16 protein-coding genes are annotated in these 19972 nt (G+C 43.9%); 11 read left to right on the top strand and 5 right to left on the bottom strand.

The features are described 5' to 3' along the window. Positions 1 to 8 precede the first annotated feature (8 nt). From FTU01_RS01260 to FTU01_RS01250, 3 genes are all read right to left on the bottom strand, one after another. A complete protein-coding gene (locus FTU01_RS01260) occupies positions 9 to 1208 on the bottom strand; it encodes an MFS transporter (protein ID WP_180137856.1) in 1200 nt (399 codons plus the stop codon). Positions 1209 to 1225: 17 nt separating this feature from the next. Further along, the gene (locus FTU01_RS01255) at positions 1226 to 2491 is read right to left on the bottom strand and encodes a DcaP family trimeric outer membrane transporter (RefSeq protein WP_180079263.1); all 1266 of its coding nucleotides are present in this window, start codon (positions 2489 to 2491) and stop codon (positions 1226 to 1228) included. Positions 2492 to 2714: 223 nt separating this feature from the next. After that, positions 2715 to 4013, bottom strand: coding sequence for an MFS transporter (locus FTU01_RS01250; RefSeq protein ID WP_180137854.1), 1299 nt, complete (start codon positions 4011 to 4013; stop codon positions 2715 to 2717). A gap of 450 nt (positions 4014 to 4463) precedes the next feature. Here FTU01_RS01250 and FTU01_RS01245 point away from each other — a divergent pair, with 450 nt between their 5' ends. The 3 genes from FTU01_RS01245 to FTU01_RS01235 are packed head-to-tail and all read left to right on the top strand — an operon-like array spanning position 4464 to position 7997. Next, positions 4464 to 5237: an enoyl-CoA hydratase gene (locus FTU01_RS01245; RefSeq protein WP_004785705.1), complete on the top strand. Its 774-nt coding sequence runs from the start codon at positions 4464 to 4466 to the stop codon at positions 5235 to 5237. 2 nt (positions 5238 to 5239) lie between these two features. Then, positions 5240 to 6760, top strand: a complete 1521-nt coding sequence (locus FTU01_RS01240; protein ID WP_180137852.1) for a 3-hydroxyacyl-CoA dehydrogenase — start codon at positions 5240 to 5242, stop codon at positions 6758 to 6760. Between the two features lie 25 nt (positions 6761 to 6785). Further along, positions 6786 to 7997 (top strand): 3-oxoadipyl-CoA thiolase, encoded by a 1212-nt coding sequence (locus FTU01_RS01235; RefSeq protein ID WP_159123593.1) that lies wholly within the window; start codon positions 6786 to 6788, stop codon positions 7995 to 7997. Between the two features lie 120 nt (positions 7998 to 8117). Here FTU01_RS01235 and FTU01_RS01230 read toward each other — a convergent pair whose 3' ends face one another. Next, positions 8118 to 8555, bottom strand: coding sequence for a PaaI family thioesterase (locus FTU01_RS01230; RefSeq protein WP_179993394.1), 438 nt, complete (start codon positions 8553 to 8555; stop codon positions 8118 to 8120). Between the two features lie 110 nt (positions 8556 to 8665). Here FTU01_RS01230 and FTU01_RS01225 point away from each other — a divergent pair, with 110 nt between their 5' ends. The 7 genes from FTU01_RS01225 (at position 8666) to FTU01_RS01195 (ending at position 16657) form a co-directional block, all read left to right on the top strand. Continuing rightward, positions 8666 to 9421, top strand: coding sequence for a class II aldolase/adducin family protein (locus FTU01_RS01225; protein WP_180137850.1), 756 nt, complete (start codon positions 8666 to 8668; stop codon positions 9419 to 9421). Further along, positions 9418 to 10341: a glyoxylate/hydroxypyruvate reductase A gene (locus FTU01_RS01220; RefSeq protein WP_180053273.1), complete on the top strand. Its 924-nt coding sequence runs from the start codon at positions 9418 to 9420 to the stop codon at positions 10339 to 10341. Before FTU01_RS01225 ends, FTU01_RS01220 begins: the two co-directional genes overlap by 4 nt. 37 nt (positions 10342 to 10378) lie before the next feature. Further along, complete coding sequence (locus FTU01_RS01215) at positions 10379 to 11167, top strand: enoyl-CoA hydratase-related protein (protein WP_125278514.1); 789 nt, start codon at positions 10379 to 10381, stop codon at positions 11165 to 11167. Between the two features lie 11 nt (positions 11168 to 11178). Beyond that, entirely contained in the window at positions 11179 to 12159 is a 981-nt protein-coding gene (locus tag FTU01_RS01210; protein ID WP_180053274.1) for a nitronate monooxygenase family protein, read from the top strand. Positions 12160 to 12366: 207 nt separating this feature from the next. Then, positions 12367 to 14169 carry an acyl-CoA dehydrogenase C-terminal domain-containing protein gene (locus FTU01_RS01205; RefSeq protein ID WP_180137848.1) on the top strand — a complete coding sequence of 601 codons (1803 nt, stop codon included), beginning with the start codon at positions 12367 to 12369 and terminating at the stop codon, positions 14167 to 14169. A 135-nt stretch (positions 14170 to 14304) separates the two neighbouring features. Next, positions 14305 to 15144 (top strand): alpha/beta fold hydrolase, encoded by an 840-nt coding sequence (locus FTU01_RS01200; RefSeq protein WP_180104862.1) that lies wholly within the window; start codon positions 14305 to 14307, stop codon positions 15142 to 15144. Between the two features lie 16 nt (positions 15145 to 15160). Continuing rightward, positions 15161 to 16657, top strand: coding sequence for an NAD(P)/FAD-dependent oxidoreductase (locus tag FTU01_RS01195; protein WP_180137846.1), 1497 nt, complete (start codon positions 15161 to 15163; stop codon positions 16655 to 16657). Between the two features lie 66 nt (positions 16658 to 16723). Here the strand turns inward: FTU01_RS01195 and FTU01_RS01190 are convergent, their stop codons facing one another. Continuing rightward, on the bottom strand, positions 16724 to 17935 hold the full coding sequence (locus FTU01_RS01190; RefSeq protein ID WP_180137844.1) for an MFS transporter: 1212 nt from the start codon (positions 17933 to 17935) through the stop codon (positions 16724 to 16726). A gap of 342 nt (positions 17936 to 18277) precedes the next feature. Here FTU01_RS01190 and FTU01_RS01185 point away from each other — a divergent pair, with 342 nt between their 5' ends. Further along, positions 18278 to 19960 (top strand): AMP-binding protein, encoded by a 1683-nt coding sequence (locus FTU01_RS01185; RefSeq protein ID WP_180137842.1) that lies wholly within the window; start codon positions 18278 to 18280, stop codon positions 19958 to 19960. Positions 19961 to 19972: the final 12 nt, after the last annotated feature.

Below are 19972 nucleotides of genomic sequence, written 5' to 3'. Positions count from 1 at the left end.
TAGATTGATTATGACTGGGACTGAATATTGACCAGATTGCGTTCTCGGCTTAGGTCGTAACGGTTAATACTAAAGATGAGCAGGGCAAAGACAAAGCCCAATGCAACGCAGGCTGACCAGCCGTACATTTTCCATAGGTTTAGCGATAGAAATGCACCGATTCCAGCACCTGAAAAATAACAGGTCATATAGATTGCATTAATACGGGAACGGGCCTGCACTGAGATCCGATATACCAGATTCTGATTTAAAACATGTAGCGAAGAAATCCCAAAATAGGCAGGAATTAATCCAATGATATATACCCATAAATAGCTTTGCGCAAAAAACAAGGGAATCCAGGCCAGAATTAAACCCGTGGTAGCAAGTTGTGCAACCCATTTTTCTCGGTGCCGTCCAATCATTTTACCAGTCCATTGTGATGACCAGATGCCAACCACACCAACAATGCCCATCAAGCCAATCTGGAAATCATTAAAATGATAGGGTGCTTCCGCCAGCACAAAAGTCATGGTGGTAAAAATAATACTCAGCATACCAAAGCCCAAACCACCAATGATGCTGCGTCGAATCAGCATCGGTTCTGTTTTGGCAAAGGTAAATAGTGAGCGATAAATCTGCATGATGCTCATTTGTAGCTGGCTTTTCGCCTTAGGCAACTGATACCACATGGCGATGCTGAGCAAGAGAATAGAACAGCCACTTAACAGATACACTGCATGCCAGGACCATAAGGTAGAAATCAGTCCTGATACAGTTCGTGCAAATAGAATACCGACTAGAACGCCACTCATCAGCAGACCGACTACTTCAGCACTTTTTTCTCTTTGAGACAGGTTGGCCGCAAAAGGAATCAGAATCTGGGTGGTAATCGAACAGAAAGAGGCGAGCAGGGTGAAACCATAGAGCATATGTAGATTGGTACTAGCAGAGAGACCGATCAGTGCCAGACCGGTACATAGCATGAGGCTGCAAATATAGAGGCGTTTTTCAAATAAATCGCCTAGAGGCACAAACAAAAATAACCCGGTGGCATAACCAATCTGGGTTAAAACGACAGTCCAACCAGACTCGGCCACACTGATATGCAGATCCTCTGCAATAGAATAAATTAATGGTTGGTTAAAATAGTTACAACCCGCGCAGAGTGCGCAGGTCATAGCCATCATAAACATAAATTTTCTTGAAATTTGCCCTTGGGCTGACATCCTTGTCTCCTGAGGCTTTAGAAACTATAAGTCGCTGATAAATTCACGCGAGAAACATCCGCTTCTTGATTATCAAAAGTTTCACGCTTGCCTTGATGATATTCAGCACCCAGATTGATATTTGGCACTGGAGAATAAATCACGTTTGCTACGTAATCCGTTAAACGCTTATTGGTTTCAGGATTCGCACGTGCATAATCGCTGGAATCATCAAAATCAACAATACTGGCATTAATACTACTACGTAGCTTCGGAGTAAATTTATGTGTAAAGCCGATATTTAGACTATTAAACTCATTCAGTAAAAGTTCATTGTTCGTTGGATCGACAGAATAGTCTCCACCCAAAGCTGAACCATCAGCAGTTGAACCTTGGATTAGAAAGGCTGCAATACGTTGGTCACCGACCATATGGAAATAGTTCCCCTGAATCGAGTTTTGATCATCAAAACGGTAGCGGCCACCTAGACCCACACCCCAACCTACTTTGTCGATATCACCTGTATCTGTCTGTGCTTGTTTTTGATTGACAAAACCTTGAGCTAATAGGTGTACTGGACCAGACTGATGCACAAACTTTGTGGTTAATGCAGGGAAGGCAGAAGAGCGGTCACCGCCGGCCATATATTCCAAACCTACATTCCAGGTATTTTCTGGATCAAGTTTAAAAGCATAGCTGACTTGAGGGGTACGTAATATCGAACCGCCTAGAAACAAACTGTAATCTACAGCTTCGGTGCTAATTTCAGGGGTAGACATCAGTGACCACGCCTGACCAAATGTCCAGTTATAGTATTTTAAGTGGGCATGACGAACTCGTAATCCACCATCGCCTTTACCATTATTGGTCCAGAAGTCCGCCTCTAAACGGGCTGAAACATTTGGATTGCCACCTAGATCTTTTGCTAGGAAACCGATACGGCTGGCTGCTGCAGTAAAATCGGAACGGGTAGAGTCAGGTTCAGTAAAAGGCACTTTATTGATCTGATTAATGGTACGGCCACGTTCTTTAGGAGTACTCTTAAAATCAATGGCACCATCAAGACGGATCAAACCATAGACGTCGACATTGTCCACTAACGATTTCAAAGCTTTGGAGTCTTGAGTTTTGGCTTGTTCCTGCTGGTCTTTTAATGCAAGTTGTGCAGCTTTTTGTTGTTCAAGTTCGGCTTGTATCTGCTTTAACTGTGATTCTAAGAATTGCATGCGGTCTTCAGAAGCTTCTGCTGAAAATGCCTGTGCTGAAGCAATACCACATAATGTCGCTAAAACTAATTTTTTCATTTCTTAATCCCTAAAGAAATATTCTGATATCTAAGAAGGAAAATCTTTCCTTAATGTTGCTCTTATTGCGCAATGCAGAGTTTTTGACTTTTGAATGATGAATACGAGTCTCGTTCAACCCAGAAACATCCTGTTCAGGTCAAAGGGCATGTATTTGATATTTAAAGTCATAAAAATATGAATGAAGGAGGGCAGTGAATTAACCACTCTCCTGAGTTAAAAGTTATTCAGCTTTTTGTGGATCGTATAAACGGTCTTTAATAAACAGGGCAGGAATCAAACCGCAAAGGAAGTAAGCTGCGCCCATTACCAATAGACCAGTACCGATCGAACCATTCATCGCAAGATAACCAATGGTAATTGGAGCGAAGATTGCACCGATACGACCAATATTGAACGCACCACCGACTGCTGTACCACGAACCCCAGTTGGGAAACTTTCAGTGAGATAGGTTGCATTAATCGCATATGGAATACCGTACAGGAAGCCGAAGATCAGCATCAGTACACCAATGTTATCGGCATTATGCATATATACGACAACAGGAATAAACAGCGCTGTGCCCATGGTGCCGAAAGCAAACACAATACGACGACCAATTTTATCAGCCACATAACCTGCAATGATTTTGGCGAACATCATGGTGATAAAAGTACCCACCATGTATAGCGCCATTTCCTTGAATTTAATGCCTAATTCAGCTTCAAGATAACTTGGCAACCAGTTACTTACACCGAAATAACCGAATAGCAGGAAACCAGAGCTGAAAGACCACAAGATAAACATCTTGCCATGGGTCTTGTCTTTAAGAATGGTGATATATGGATTGCCTTTTTTGGCATCGTTATCCACGATCTGGCCAGTTCTTTTCATTTCACGGACACGTTTCCATGATTCTGGCTCTGGCACCATAAAGTGCATCAGGATACCCAAAGCTAATGGAGCAATTGTCACCCAGTACAGCATACGCCAGCCGAATTCAGGAATGATCCAGCCTGAAACCATGGTAATCACCAATGAACCTAAAGTGAAACCAGTCATTAATGTTGCCAATACTGTAGTACGGTATTTGGTCGGTACGTATTCTGACATCAGGGTATTACAGGCAATATATAAACAGCCTAAACCTAAGCACGAAAGGGTGCGTAAAATCGCAAACTCTTGATAAGACTGGGCAAAACCTGAATAGGCAGACAAAATCGAGAAGGAAATAGTGGCCAATACGATGACACGTACGCGACCGAATTTGTCACAGGCCCATCCGCCAATAAAGCCACCGATCCCCATACCCAAAAGAGAATAACTTCCCAAGGCACCGGCCTGTACAGAAGTTAGCCCCCATTCTGCTTTCAAACTGGTCAAGCTGAAAGCCAGAATACCAATGTCTGCACCGTCACATAGTAAAATCAAAAAAGCGAAGACAAAGGCCGTCATCCACAGGCGTTTAGGTGCTTGCTTAATGGTGCCGTCGGAGGAGACCCCCGTTTTAGTTTCCTCAGCTACGATGGTATCGCTTGTCATTCTTATATCCTCTATATATTAAAGTAGCATTCCTCTGCTACCGCTAAATCCATTTTCTTCCTCACGGAAAAGCATTTTCCTCATCTAAGGTCTAAGCGTCTGTGCGCATTCGCCCTGTTACGATCAGGCTGGATCTGATTTTTCCGTTTCACCTTGAGTGAAAAATCACTGAACAACGTAGTATCCTTATGACGGAAATTAATTTTTTTATTTTGTATTGTGGTTAATATTTACATAAATGAATAACCAAAATTCGAATTAAATAATTAATTCCGTATTGCGAAATCAATTAATCATAAAATAGCCAACTGAACAAGAGTTTTTACTCTAATTTTTATTAAAAAATAACTTTTTTGAGTTTTTGAGAGAAAAAATCTTGATTTATGGGTCTAGAAACCGTAGTTTTATATAAAATAAAATTTCGCTATACAAAATAAATGGAGATTTTTGATGGAACAGGTAGTTCAAGTAGAGCAAATCTCGACACATGTGGCGATGGTCAAGATCCATCGTCCAGAAGCTAAAAATGCCCTGAATACAGAAGTGCGTCAGAAACTGGCTGCGGCTTTTCTGCAATTGAATGACGATGAAAATATCCGTGCCATTATTCTCACTGGCGGTGAAACTGACTTCGCTGCAGGCGCTGACCTTAAAGAACTGGCCAATGCTGAAACGATCCAGATGATGCAGCGTCGTACCGAACGTTACTGGCAAGCGATTGCACAATGTTCAAAACCAGTGATTGCAGCAGTAAACGGTTATGCATTGGGCGGCGGTTGTGAACTGGCAATGCATGCGGACATTATCATTGCTGGAAAAAGTGCCCAGTTCGGTCAGCCTGAAGTCAAAGTAGGGGTAATGCCGGGTGCTGGTGGTACACAGCGTTTATTCCGTGCCGTGGGTAAATTCCATGCAATGCGCATCATTATGACGGGTTGTCTGGTACCAGCGCCGGAAGCTTATCAGATTGGTCTGGTGTCTCAAGTAACTGAAGACAGCGAAACCCTTGCAACAGCAATCAAAATGGCTGAAGGTTTGGCAAAAATGCCGCCAATTGCGCTTGAACAAATCAAGGAAGTGGCTTTACTGGCTGAAGATGTGCCACTCAATGCCGGCTTAATGCTGGAACGTAAATCTTTCCAGATGCTGTTTTCTTCAGAAGATCAAAAAGAAGGTATGCAAGCCTTTATCGAAAAACGTAAACCAAATTATCAGGGACGATAAGCATGAGCATTCAAATTCAGAAAATCGGTATTATAGGCGTAGGTACGATGGGTGCGGGCATTGCCCAAATCGCGATTCAGTCTGGTCATGATGTGGTACTGTTTGATGCCAAAGCAGGGGCAGCCGAACAGGCACAGGACAAACTGGCCAAAACATTAAATACCTTGGCAGATAAAGGAAAATTCAGCCATGAAAAAGCTGCTGAAGATCTTGCTCATTTATCCATTGCCCAGCAGATCGAAGACCTGAAAGATTGCGATTTAATCGTTGAAGCGATTATTGAAAATCTGGAAATCAAACAAAAGCTGATGCAGCAACTGGAAGGCATTGTGAAACCGGAAGCAATTCTGGCATCCAATACATCTTCACTGTCTATCAGTGCGATTGCCGCCAATTGCAGTCAGCCAGAACGTGTTGCTGGTTATCACTTCTTTAACCCGGTTCCACTGATGAAAGTGGTTGAGGTCATTGAAGGCTTTAATACCCGTACTGATATTGTGGATGCACTTACTCAGTTGTCGACCAAGATGGGACATCGCCCGGTAAAAGCCAAAGATACCCCGGGATTTATCATTAACCATGCTGGCCGTGCTTTTGGTAGCGAAGCCTATGCGATTCTGAATGAAAATGTCACGCCATTTTATGACATTGACCGCATCTATCGTGACGGGATCGGTTTCAAAATGGGACCATTCGAGTTAGGCGATCTGACCGGCATGGATGTATCTCATCCGGTAAGTGAATCGATCTATCACCAATATTATGAAGAAGCGCGTTACCGCCCAAGCGTGATTACCCGCCAGCGTTTTATTGCTAAACAGCTAGGTCGTAAAACCGGTAAAGGTTTTTACGATTATACCTCAGGGAGCAAAGTAGGTGATGTGGCTCCAACCTTGGTTGAAAAGCTGGATCAATATCCATCGGTTTGGTTAGGTACAGAATATAGCGAAGACCGTCAGGCGCTTGAGCAATATCTGCAGCAGTTCAATATTCAGATCGAGCAAACTGACGCACCTTCAGCAAATGCTTTAATTCTGATTGCCACTTATGGCGAAGATGCAACTTCAGCAGCAGTCCGCTATCAGGTGTCTCCGCAGCAAGTAGTCTGTATTGATCTGCTTTACGGTCTGAATAAACACCGTACTTTAATGCCAACGTTTGTGACCAAAGCTGAACTGATAAAAGCAGCCCAATCGATTTTCAATCTGGATGGTGTGACCGCCAGTGTAATTCAGGAAAGCGTCGGCTTTGTGGCGCAGCGTGCGTTGGCCATGATTGTAAACCTGGGCTGTGATATTGCCCAGCAAGGTGTTGCCACTGTAGAAGACATTAATATTGCCGTGAAATTAGGCCTTGGTTATCCATACGGCCCAATTGAATGGGGCGATGTATTAGGTGCTGAAAAAATCCTGAAAATTCTGGATCGTATGACTGCGATTACTCGTGACCAGCGTTACCGCCCAAGTCCTTGGTTGCGCCGCCGCGTTCAGCTCGGTTTAGCTCTTGTTCATACTACACATTAATTAAAAAGTTAAAGGAATAACACTCATGTTAAATGCCTATATTTATGATGGTTTACGTTCACCAATCGGTCGCCATGCAGGAAGTCTGGCAAGCGTACGTCCAGATGATCTGGCAGCGACTGTCATTAAAAACCTGCTGGAAAAAACCGGTATTCCAGCAGCTGACGTAGAAGATGTGATCTTTGGCAGCACGAATCAGGCCGGTGAAGACAGCCGTAACGTGGCTCGTTTTGCGGCACTGCTTGCAGGTATGCCAGTGACAGTTCCGGGTCAAACGGTAAACCGTCTTTGTGCTTCAGGCTTGGGTGCTGTGATTGATTCAGCACGTGCCATTACCGCAGGTGAAGGTGAGCTGTATATTGCAGGTGGTGTAGAAAGCATGACGCGTGCACCATTTGTAATGGCTAAAGCTGAAAGCGCGTATTCACGTGATGCCAAAATCTATGACACCACGATTGGTACACGTTTCCCGAACCGTAAATTTACCGACCAGTTTGGCGCGCACAGCATGCCAGAAACAGGTGATAACGTTGCTGAAGAGTTTGGCATTACGCGTGAACAGGCAGATACTTTTGCTGCTGCATCACAAGCGAAATATCAAGCTGCAAAAGAAGCAGGTTTCTTTGAAGGTGAAATTACCCCGATTGAAGTTTCACAAGGGCGTAAATTGCCGCCTAAATTAGTGACTGAAGATGAACATCCACGTCCATCTTCAACATTTGAAGCATTATCCAAGTTAAAACCGCTTTTCGAAGGTGGTGTTGTGACTGCAGGTAATGCATCAGGTATCAATGACGGCGCTGCAGCACTGATTATCGGCAGTGAAAAAGTTCAGGAACAGTATGGCTTAAAACCTTTAGCTCGTATTCTGTCTTCTGCAGCCGCTGGCATTGAGCCACGCATCATGGGTGCGGGCCCAATTGAAGCAATCAAAAAAGCTGTAAAACGTGCAGGTTTGACGCTAGATGATATGGACATTATCGAGATCAATGAAGCATTTGCCAGCCAGGTGTTATCTTGCCTGAAAGGTCTGGATGTGGCTTTTGATGATCCGCGTGTCAACCCAAATGGTGGTGGCATTGCGATTGGCCATCCACTAGGCTGTTCAGGTGCGCGTTTGGCTTTAACTGTTGCGCGTCAATTACAGCGTACTGGTAAAAAATATGCCGTGATCAGCCTGTGTATCGGTCTGGGTCAAGGCCTGGCGATGGTGATTGAAAACCCTGAAGCTGCATAACAGCTTTAGTTATCGTATTAATGCCATGTATAGATGATATGCATGGCATTTTTTATTGGGCTATTTATATAGAAATACAAATCCCTGCAAATGCAGGGATTGTTTAAATCAGCGTAAGGATTATTTACGGCCAGTAACCAATAAAGTTGCTGAACCGAAAGCATAAAGTTTACCGTCTTTATCTACAATTCGGCCTTCTGAAGTCAACACATTACGACCAATGCGGATCACTTCACCAATGGCAGTATAAGTTTCGCCATTTTTCATGGCTTTGAGCATTTTGACATTCAAGTCAATAGTAGAAAAACTGACACCAGCATCAACTGTGGTATGAACCGCTGCACCTGTTACGCTGTCCAGAACAGTAGCGCAAAATCCACCATGAATGCCACCTTGTAGGTTGAAATGACGTTCATCTGGATAAACTTCATATTCCACGTAGTTTTCACGGACGACACTGAGTTTCATGGGAATCAGTTGTCCCATCGCTGAACCAGGCAATTCGCCATTTTTAATTGCAGTTAGATATTCAAGTCCATTCATTTGAGCTGTAGTCATATAACTTCCCTTTAATAAAATATTTCGCTTTATGAAATAATATTCTGTTTTTCTAAAATTATGATATAACAGATAGTGATCGAAATGCTATATTTTTCCAGGATGGAATGATGACAATAAAAAATCTCGTTACAGCTGCTGAATGGCAGGCACGCTGTGAACTGGCTGCGCTTTATCGCATTATTGCGCATTATCGGATGACTGACTTGATTGATACTCATATCAGCCTAAGAGTTCCAGATCAGCCAGATTGCTTTCTGATTAATCAATATGGGGTCGCATTTGAAAAAATGCGTGCCTCAACGCTGGTGAAGATTAATCATGAAGGGCAGGTGGTAGAAAGCTATGAACAAGACAAGCCAGTCAATATGGCGGGCTTCGTCATCCACTCCGCAATTCATGAAGCACATGCTCATCTGAACTGTGTCATTCATACGCATACCGCAGATGGCATAGCAGTGTCTGCACAGAAACACGGACTTCTTCCCATTTCCCAGCATGCGTTGAAATTTTATCAGCAGGTGGCCTATCACGAATATGAAGGCGTGGCACTCTCAACAGATGAGCAGGAGCGCCTGATTCAGGACCTGGGCGGCCATCGCGCCATGATTTTACGCAATCACGGACTTTTAACGGCTGGCGAAACCATTGCACGGGCTTTTCATGAAATCTATTTTCTGGAACGCGCCTGTCAGGCACAGGTGAAGGCCTTAAGCGGCGGTGCCGAGTTGCATTATCCAGCTGAAGAAGTCCGAATTAAAACAGCCAAACAGTTCGCCAGTCCTCTCATTGAACCGATTTTACAGCGTGCCTGGCAGGCCGCTTTGTCCCTGATTGAGCATCAATATACGGAGTATGCATCATGATTGTTATTTCCAGTTCTGTACCAAATATTGAAGCCATTCTGGTCAAGTCTTTTCAAAAATATGCGCCAGCTGGTAGTTTCTGTACAGTTGACAGCCCTGAAGCTGAACAGGCAACCACGGTTGCTGCCTGGTTTCCAGATCTGGAAAAAGTGCAGCAGCTACCAAAGCTTGGCCTGATTCATTCGATTGCTGCTGGGGTAGAACATTTAAACTTAAATGCTGTACGCCCAGATCAAGCCGTTTGCCGGGTACTGGATCCACATCACCAAAAGGGCATGTTTGATTATCTGCTTTGGGGCGTGCTGTATTTTCAGCGTTATTTTGACCGCATGATCCAACAGCAAAAGCAGCAGCTGTGGAAGCAGTATCGCCAGAGCTATAGCCATCATATCCAGATCGGGATTATGGGACTGGGGCATATGGGCGGATACGTAGCAGAACGTTTCGCAGACATGGGCTATCAAGTCTCTGGTTGGTCGAATTCCCCAAAAGACATTAATCAAGTCAAAAGTTATGTGGGTCAAGAACAGCTTTCCGAGTTCCTGGCGCAAAGTCAGATTCTGATTAACCTGCTACCACTTACTGAAGAAAATACCGGTATTCTTTCTGCTGAATTATTTCAGCAACTGCCTGAACAGGCGGCTTTGATTCATGTCGGGCGTGGCCAGCATTTAATCGAGCAGGATTTATTGGATGCGCTGGATTCAGGTCATCTTCGTGGTGCGATTGTTGATGTGTTTGAGCAGGAGCCGTTACCTGTGGACCATCCATTCTGGCAGCATGAAAAAATTGTGGTGACACCACATGTTGCCTCACATGCCCCAATGTCTGTGGTGGTAGAGCAGATACTGGAAAATGACCGCCGATTAAATCAGGGCCTGGATTTGTGTCATCAGGTGGATGTCAATAAAGGCTATTAATTGTAGAGATACAGACAAAAAAATAAGGAAATTGATGATGTGGGAAATGATTCAGACCCAGGTTCAGCAAGGCGTTGCCACTTTAAGTTTTAACCGTCCAGATTCACTGAACAGTTTCAATCGGCAAATGCATGAGGAAGTGCAGCAGGTGCTGAAAAGCTGGAATACAGACTCGGATATTCGGGTGATTGTGATTCGTGGTAATGGTCGGGCATTTTCAGCGGGACAGGATTTAAAAGAACGTGCCGGGCAGCTCGGTAGTGTGCCGTTGCCTCCCGAAGGCTCTCTAGCCAAATATTATAATCCTTTGATCAACCTGATTCGTAAAAGTCCCAAACCGGTGCTTGCGGCAGTAAATGGTGTGGCTGCCGGTGCAGGGGCCAATATCGCGCTGGCTTGCGATCTGGTTATTGCCAAGGAAAGTGCCAAATTTATTCAAGCCTTTTCTAAAATTGGCTTAATTCCTGATGCCGGCGGCACCTGGATGTTGCCGCGTTTGATCGGCTATGCACGTGCCATGGCACTGACTTTACTTGGTGAGCCTGTGCATGCCAAAGAAGCGGCTGAAATGGGTATGATCTGGAAAATGATCCCTGATGCAGAATTTGATGCTTATATCGATGAGCTTGCACAGCGACTGGCACGACAGCCGACCTATGCACTGGCCTTAACCAAACAGGCTTTGCAACGCAGTGCTGAAAATAGCATGGATCAGCAACTGGAGCTGGAACAAAACCTGCAATACTTGGCCTTAAGTAGCCAGGACTACAAAGAGGGTGTGCAGGCCTTTGTTGAAAAACGTCCTGCACAATTTACCGGACGCTAAGGAGAACATTCATGAACATTCAAACGCGTATCACCGAGCTTTTAGGCATTCGCTATCCGATTATTCAGGGCGGCATGATGTGGGTCGGTACCGCAGAAATGGCCAGTGCAGTCTCCAATGCGGGTGGTTTGGGAACGCTGACGGCATTGACACAACCCACACCTGAAGCGCTGACCAAGGAAATTGCACGTTGCCGTGAAATGACGGATCAGCCTTTTGCGGTCAATTTAACTTTATTACCCGCTGTAAACCCACCGCCGTATGCCGAATATCGTCAGGCCATTATTGAAAGTGGAATCAAGATTGTAGAAACGGCAGGTAACAAGCCACATGAACATATTGAGGCCTTTAAACAGCACGGCATCATTGTGATTCATAAATGTACCTCGGTCAGACATGCACTTTCAGCACAACGAATCGGTGCGGATGTGATCTCGATTGACGGTTTTGAATGTGCCGGCCATCCGGGTGAAGATGATATTCCTGGACTAATCCTGATTCCTGCAGCCGCTGATCAGCTTACCGTACCAATTGTGGCCAGTGGTGGTTTTGCTGATGGACGTGGTCTGGTGGCAGCACTTGCTTTAGGTGCAGAAGGCATCAATATGGGGACACGTTTCTGTGCCACACAAGAAGCGCCAATCCATCCCAACATCAAGCAGTTTTATGTCGACAATGATGAACGAGCAACGCATCTACTTTACCGCCAGTTCAGAAATACTGCGCGTGTTGCGAAAAATGCGGTATCTGACCTCGTCGTTAAAATGGGTGAAGATCCAAATCTGGAATTTGAACAGATTCGCCCTTATGTCAGTGGCTTAAAAGGCAAGCTGGCTTTGGAAAATGGCGATGTAGATGCAGGCGTACTGACAGCAGGTCAAGTCATGGGATTGATCCATGATATCCCGACCTGTCAAACGCTGATTGACAATATCATGCAAGAAGCAGAACAGATTGTTCAGCAACGTTTGGCTCAGTTTTTCCCGCGCTAGATCGATTTATTTTGATCATTTAATAAAAAGCCATTCATTACCGAATGGCTTTTTTATACCAAAGTTTTAATTTTTTAAATGTGATTTTTTATGTCATGACTAGATTTTATCCATGCACTTATATTATATTCGACCTAAAACATAATTTCGTATTATGAAATTAATTGTCATAAATATACAAATTAGAACTCATACAAGGGAATTACGATGAGAAATTATATTGCGCCATTAAAAGACATGAAGTTTGTCCTGAAAGATCTGCTCAATGTTGAACAGAAATACGAAGGCTATGCAAAGTTCGCAGACAAAGTTTCTATGGATATTATGGAACAATATCTGGAAGTCGCTGCTGATTTTTGCCAAAACGAACTTCTACCAATTAATGCGACAGGCGACCAGCAGGGCTGCCGTCTGCAAGATGGCGTCGTGACTACACCGGATGGTTTTAAAGCTGCTTATGACAAATATGTAGAACTTGGTTTTACCTCATTAACTGGTGATGAAAAATATGGTGGCCAAGGCTTCCCGACCTTATACCGTATTGCCATTTCAGAAATTATTACGGCGACTAACTGGTCTTGGGGTATGTACCCAGGCCTGTCTCATGGTGCGATGCGTACTTTAGAGCATCATGGTAGCGATGAACAGAAACAGAAATTCCTGGTACCTTTAATTGCAGGTCGCTGGACCGGAACCATGTGTTTAACTGAATCACATGCCGGTTCTGATCTGGGCCTGATCCGTACTAAAGCGGTGCCAAATGAAGATGGCAGCTACAGCATCAGCGGTGAGAAAATCTTTATTTCAGCAGGTGAGCATGACCTGGCTGAAAATATCGTACACATTGTATTGGCGCGTTTACCGGATGCGCCTGCAGGTACTAAAGGTATTTCGCTGTTTATCGTGCCTAAATACAATCTGGATGAAGCTGGAAATGTGGCTTCACGCAATGGTGTGGTGTGTAGCGCGATTGAACACAAGATGGGTATTCATGGCAATGCGACCTGTGTACTGAATTTTGATAATGCCAAAGGTTTCCTGATCGGGCCTGAAAACCGCGGTTTGAACTGCATGTTTACTTTCATGAACTCTGCGCGTATCGGCACAGCGATTCAAGGTTTGGCTGCAGCTGAATCTTCTTATCAAGGCGCGTTGGCTTATGCCAAAGACCGTCTGGCCATGCGTTCACTTGAAGGTGCGAAAGAGCCAAACCTGCCTGCGGATCCAATTATCGTGCATCCAGCAGTGCGTAATATGCTACTGACTCAAAAGGTATTTGCAGAAGGTTCACGTGCCTTGGCTTATTATCTGGCAACGTATGCTGATATCGCTGAAGCAACGGATAATCCTGAAGAGAAGAAAGCTGCAGAAGACCGTCTGGCATTATTGACCCCAATTGCTAAAGCCTTAATGACCGAAACAGGTGTAGAAGCTGCCAAACACGGTATGCAGGTCTTTGGTGGACACGGCTATATTGCTGAACATGGCATGGAACAGATTGCCCGTGATGCACGTATTGCCAGTCTGTATGAAGGTACTACTGAAATTCAATCAATCGACTTGCTGGCGCGTAAAGTGCTAGGTTCAAAATTGGGTTTGCTCACTGCATTAACGGATGAGATTCAGGGCTTTGTTAAAGAGCATCAGCAACATGCCCAGTTTAACCAGCAGGTTGCACAAGTGAGCCAGCTGACTGAGCAATGGCTAGAATTAACCAAAACGATTCAGGCTCAGGCACAACAGTCTGCCAATGAAATCGGTGCGGTATCTGTGGATTACCTATATTTCTCTGGTTATGTGGTGTCTTCGTATTTATGGCTGAAAATGGCGATTACGGCGCAGCAAAAAATTGAGGAAGGCAATACTGATCCGTTCTATGCAGCGAAGATTAAAACCGCGCAATTCTTCTTTGCACGTATTCTGCCAAGAACTTCAACCCACATTGCCAATATTCAGGCGGGTGGTGAGAGCCTGTTCCTGCTGACTCCTGAAGAGTTTAAATTCGATTAATCCTTTTGCCCACGATCAATCTCTCGATCGTGGGTCTTTTTTTGTTACTACTTTTTTTATCCTGCACAAAACTCAATATCGATAGGTACTTTTCAGTATTACATCGGCCATAAAACAACAAGATCAGGAGTCTATATGGATTTAGACACGATTACTCGACAATGTCCTTATGGTGATCTGCAACTGACTTATCATGAAGTCGGACAGAAATCCTCATATCCCACCATCATTCTGATCCATGGTACGGGTGGAAATACGGACAAACATTTCAGCTATATTTTCCCCATGCTCGGTATCCATCAGCGGGTTTTATCGCTTGATTTGCATACTCCAGATAAAGCCGATCTGGCAGTGACTGATTTTAGTCAACAAGTTGAAGCACTGATCCAGCATGCAGTTGCAGAAGATGAAGCAATTACTGTGGTGGGTTATTCACTTGGTGCTGTGATTGCTACACAAGTAGCTGCGAGTCTTAAACAGCGCGTGGCACGTTTGATTCTGTTAGCAGGTTGGGCAAAAACCAGCTCGGTGCAACAACTACGGACCACGATCTGGCAACAGCTATTTAACGATCAATCCGCAGCTTTACCGCATTTTGTGAATTATTGCCTGTATAGCGATGATTATTTGTCTGCACGTAGTGAACAGCAGGTGTTGGATCTGGCACGCTTCGTTAAGCCTTCTCAAGATGCAGCCAAACAGCGTGAACTGAATTATCGCATTGACATCACCGCCATTTTGCCGAACATCTCTGCGGAGACTTTGATCGTGGCTTGCCGTGAAGACCGGATGGTGCCTTTAGCGCAAGCAAAATTACTGTTTGCTTCGATTCAGAACAGCCGCTATATCGAAATAGCTTCAGGACATGCAATCCATATTGAAGCGCCAGCGGAAGTGGTGCAACTGATCAACCAGTTTAGCCAGCATCCAGAACAGTATCCGGCGAATCAGAAAATCCAGCCCATGATGCCTTAAAAAAAGGAGAAAAATAATGCAAGCTCAAGGACAGCGCAGCAAGATTTTAATTGTAGGCAGCGGTTTTGGTGGATTAGGCATGGCGATCCGTCTTAAACAGCAGGGCATTCACGATTTTAAAATCATTGAACGTGCCGCAGAAGTGGGCGGAACATGGCGTGATAATACCTATCCCGGTGTCGCCTGTGATGTACCCTCACATTTATATTCTTTCTCGTTTATTAAAAATCCCAACTGGTCACGTGTCTTTCCGCAAGGGGCAGAAATTCAGCGCTATTTGATTCAATGCTGTGATCAGGAAAATATCCGGCCACATATCGATTTTCAGACTCAACTGGAAAAAGCCAGCTGGAATGCCGAAAAACGTATCTGGAATATTCAGACATCTAAAGGTTCTTATGAAGCAGAATTTCTAATCACCGCTACTGGACATCTGGCAGATGAACATTTACCTCAAATTCTAGGACTGGATGAATTCCAAGGTCAGGTGATGCATTCTGCACGCTGGAATCACGAAGTAAATCTGGAAAACCAGCGCGTAGTTGTAGTGGGTTCAGGGGCTTCTGCCATACAGCTTGTACCAGAAATTGCCAAAACAGCCAAAAGCCTGACCGTATTGCAGCGCAGTGCACCGTATATCTTGCCGCGACCAGACCGACCTTATTCTGAGTCAGAAAAACAGCTTTTCCGCAAAGATCCGGACAGCATGGCAGAGTTAAGACATTCCTTGTTCTGGGGCAATGAATATAATTTTGCCCAGCGCCGTAATCTGAAAAGCCAGATCGAGCGGGTCAAGAAAAACTGCCTGCAATTCTTGAAACACCAGATACCAGATCCCGAATTACAGCGAAAACTCACACCGAATTATGAACCAGGCTGCAAGCGTTTATTGCTGTCCAATGATTATTATCCAACTTTTCTAAAACCGAATGTCACGCTTGAAGATTCAGCTTTGGCTGAAATTACGAAAGATGGTGTGATCAGTAAGTCCGGCAATGAGTTTTCTGCAGATATCATCGTCTTTGCTACTGGATTTGAAGCAGCACGTCCACCTTATGCGGCAAAGGTGGTAGGTAAACATGGCTTAAGCCTTGAGCAGCAATGGTCTAGTGGTATGCAGGGTTATCAATCTACGACAGTCCATAACTTTCCGAATCTGTTTATCTTAAACGGTCCAAATACCGGAAGTGGGCATAACTCAGCGCTTTATTTCCTGGAAACCCAATTTGATCTGGTACTGGATGCCTTGCAGTTTTTTGAACAGGAACAGATTCAGGCCTTTGAAGCTGATCAAGATGCTGAAAATGCCTATATGCAGGAGTTACAGCAGCTTTCCCAAGGCAGTGTCTGGTTATCAGAAAGCTGTAAAAGCTGGTATCTGGATCCGGTCAGTCGCCAGCTGACTTTGGTCTGGCCAGATTATGCGCATTCATTTAGAGACAAAAACCAGCATTTTATTCGCAGTGGTTACCATTATGAATACATGGAAAATGTTCAAAGAAAAGTCGTCTGATTTTTAAATTTTATTCATTAAAAAACCAGTCTATTTGACTGGTTTTTTATCAAAAGATGATAGAGATTAATCTGCTTTTTGCGGATCATATAAGCGATCACGTATAAACAGTGCAGGAATCAGACCGCAAATAAAATAGGCACCTGCCATTACCAATAGTCCCGTTCCAATTGAGCCTCCATGGGCAAAATAACCAATAGTGAGTGGGGCAAATACTGCTCCGATACGGCCTATATTGAATGCACCACCTACTGCTGTACCACGAATCGAAGTAGGGAAGCTTTCAGTCATATATGTGGCATTAATGGCAAATGGCATACCATACAAGAAGCCGAACATGAGCATCAGGTACAAAATATTGGTCGGTGTATTGAAATAAATTACAATCGGAAGAAACAGGGCTGTGCCCATGGTTCCAAAAGCGAACAAGGCACGTCGTCCGAAACGATCTGCCAGAATGCCTGCGACGATCTTGGCAAAAATCATGATCATAAACGTGCCAACCATATAGCCAGTCATGGCCTTAAAGCTGATGCCCAGATCCGATTCGAGATAGGCAGGTAACCAGTTACTTAAACCGGCATAACCAAATTGCAGGGCACCTGCACTTAAAATCCATAGTAAAAACATCCAGCGGTGATTTTTATCTTTGAGAATGACTTTATAAGGATTCTGCTTTTTCACCTTAACTTTGCTAGCTGCTTCCTGACGTTTTAATTCACGTGAACGTAGCCATGAATCCGGTTCAGGAACAAGAAAATAAAGCAGAAAAGCCAGAACGATCGGGCAAATGGTAATCCAGTACAGCATACGCCAGCCATATTCAGGAATAATCCAGCCCGCCAGTAAAGTTGCACATAATGAACCTAAGGTAAAACCGGTCATAAGTGCTGCCAGAACAGTCGTCCGGTATTTTGTCGGAACATATTCTGACATTAAGGTATTACAGGCGATGTATAGGGAACCCAGTCCAATAGCTGCAATACTGCGGATAATTAAAAACTGATGGTAAGATTCTACAAAGCCCAAGGTGCAGGATAAGCTGGAAGCAAGAATCATATAAAATACAATAACTTTCACCCGGCCAAAACGGTCACAGGCCCAACCGCCAATTAATCCGCCAATCACTCCACCGACCAGACTCCAGCTCCCTAAGGCACCTGCCTGAACCGTGGTTAAATTAAATTCAGCTTTGATACTGGTGAGGCTATAGGCCAAAAAAGCCAGATCAACACCGTCTGCAAGTAAAATAAGAAAACATAGAATAAACGCGGTCATCCATATTTTTTAGGCTGAACTGTGACTCGTTCAGCTTCTAGCACTGAAGTTTCATACGTCATCATCGACATCCTTTTCTTGTTACGTTGTTGTTTTATAAGAATGAATCTACATTCTTTTGTTGATTTGCTGATTTATTATTTCGCTATAAGAAATGTTATATTATTAATTGATAAAATATATCCAAATAATTAGCCATAAAATTCGTGATTTTATTTGTAAAAATTTGAAATTAGCCAAATATTGCATTGATTTGGGAGGAAAGATAACGTTATTATTTTTTAATCAAAATAAAGTTTCACAATACAAAATAAATTTAAAATCAAGGATAGGAGTGCTGTAATGACAAGTCAGCCATGGATGGAAGAATATAAAAAATGGAACGTCAATCCGGAATTTACCCGGCCCGATCCTGACAAAACTTTGAGTACGATGATTGCTGAGAATCTGCTTAAGTTTAAGGATAAGACTGCATTCTTTTATCTGGATCGAAAGTTCAGCTACCAGGAGATTGACGTTTATAGCCAGAAACTGGCGACCTATCTTCAAAATCTAGGCTTGGCAGCTGGTAGCCGCATCGCGGTGATGTTGCCGAATATTATTCAATATCCGATTGCGACTTTCGCGATTATTCGTGCGGGTTATATTCTGGTGAATGTAAACCCGATGTACACCCAGCGTGAGTTGTATCATCAAGTTCAGGATTCAGGAGCAGAAGCCTTGATTATTCTGGGCTCAACCTTAGAACAGTTAAATAATCTGGATGAATGTTCTGCGCTAAAACATGTGATTTCTACCCATCCGCTCGATTTCATTCAGGATCAGTCAGTTTCAATTTATAGCCAAACAGCGCAATATCCTGATAAACATTTTTCTGACTTTAAGCAGGCCATTGATCAGGTACAGGTGATTGATTTTGTAGCGCCTGTACAGCAGCAGGAAGATACTGTCATTCTGCAATATACCGGTGGGACTACAGGTGTTTCCAAAGGGGCTGAACTCAGTCATCGCAATATCTTATTTAATATTGCCCAGAACAGTACGGTGTTCATTAGCCATTTTGGCGATCGTTATGCCACTGAAGAAGAATATGTGTTTTGTGCCTTGCCGCTGTATCACATTTATGGTTTTACCATCTGCCTGTTCAGTTATGGACTAAGTCGAGGTTTTGCCAATGTCCTGATTCCAAATCCAAGAGATCTGGATGCATTGGTAGATCAATATCATAAGCATCCACCGACGGTGTTTCCGGGCGTGAATACCATGTTTAATGCATTGGCTCATCATCCACGTTTCCGCGAGCTGGATCACTCACGCCTAAAAACCACGACAGGCGGTGGTGCATCTGTTTTAAAAAACACGGCAGAATTATGGTATGAAGTCACAGGCTGTCATATCTATGAAGGCTACGGTCTTTCTGAGACCTCACCAACGGCAACATTTAACCCGCCTTTAAGCAAGCGCTTTAGCGGTAGTATTGGCTTGCCATTGGCAGGGACTGAAATTCTGATTCTGAATGATGAAGGAGAACCTGTAGAGCTTAATCAGGCTGGAGAAATCGCCATACGTGGTCCACAGGTGATGAAAGGATACTGGCAGCAACCGGAAGCAACAGCACAGGTATTTACCAAAGATGATTACTTCCTGACAGGTGATATCGGTTGTATGGACGAACAAGGCTATATCACCATTCTGGACCGCAAAAAAGACATGATTCTGGTCTCCGGATTTAATGTTTATCCCAATGAGCTGGAAGGCGTACTGTCCAAACATCCTAAAATACTGGAATGTGCAGTGATTGGTATTGATGATGAAAAATCTGGACAAGTTCCGAAAGCCTTTATTGTAAAACAGGATACCAGTCTAACCGAGAATGAAGTCATGACTTATCTGAGACTACAATTGACCAGTTATAAGCTGCCAAAATATATTGAGTTTGTGTCTGGATTGCCAAAGTCTGCAGTCGGTAAAATTCTACGCCGTGAGTTGCCTAAAACCGTGCAGCCGGATGCCAAAGCCTGCTGAGAAATGACATAG

It is taken from the genome of Acinetobacter sp. YH12043, from assembly GCF_013419915.1.
GTDB lineage: Bacteria > Pseudomonadota > Gammaproteobacteria > Pseudomonadales > Moraxellaceae > Acinetobacter.
This window is presented reverse-complemented; position numbering and strand designations above follow the sequence as displayed.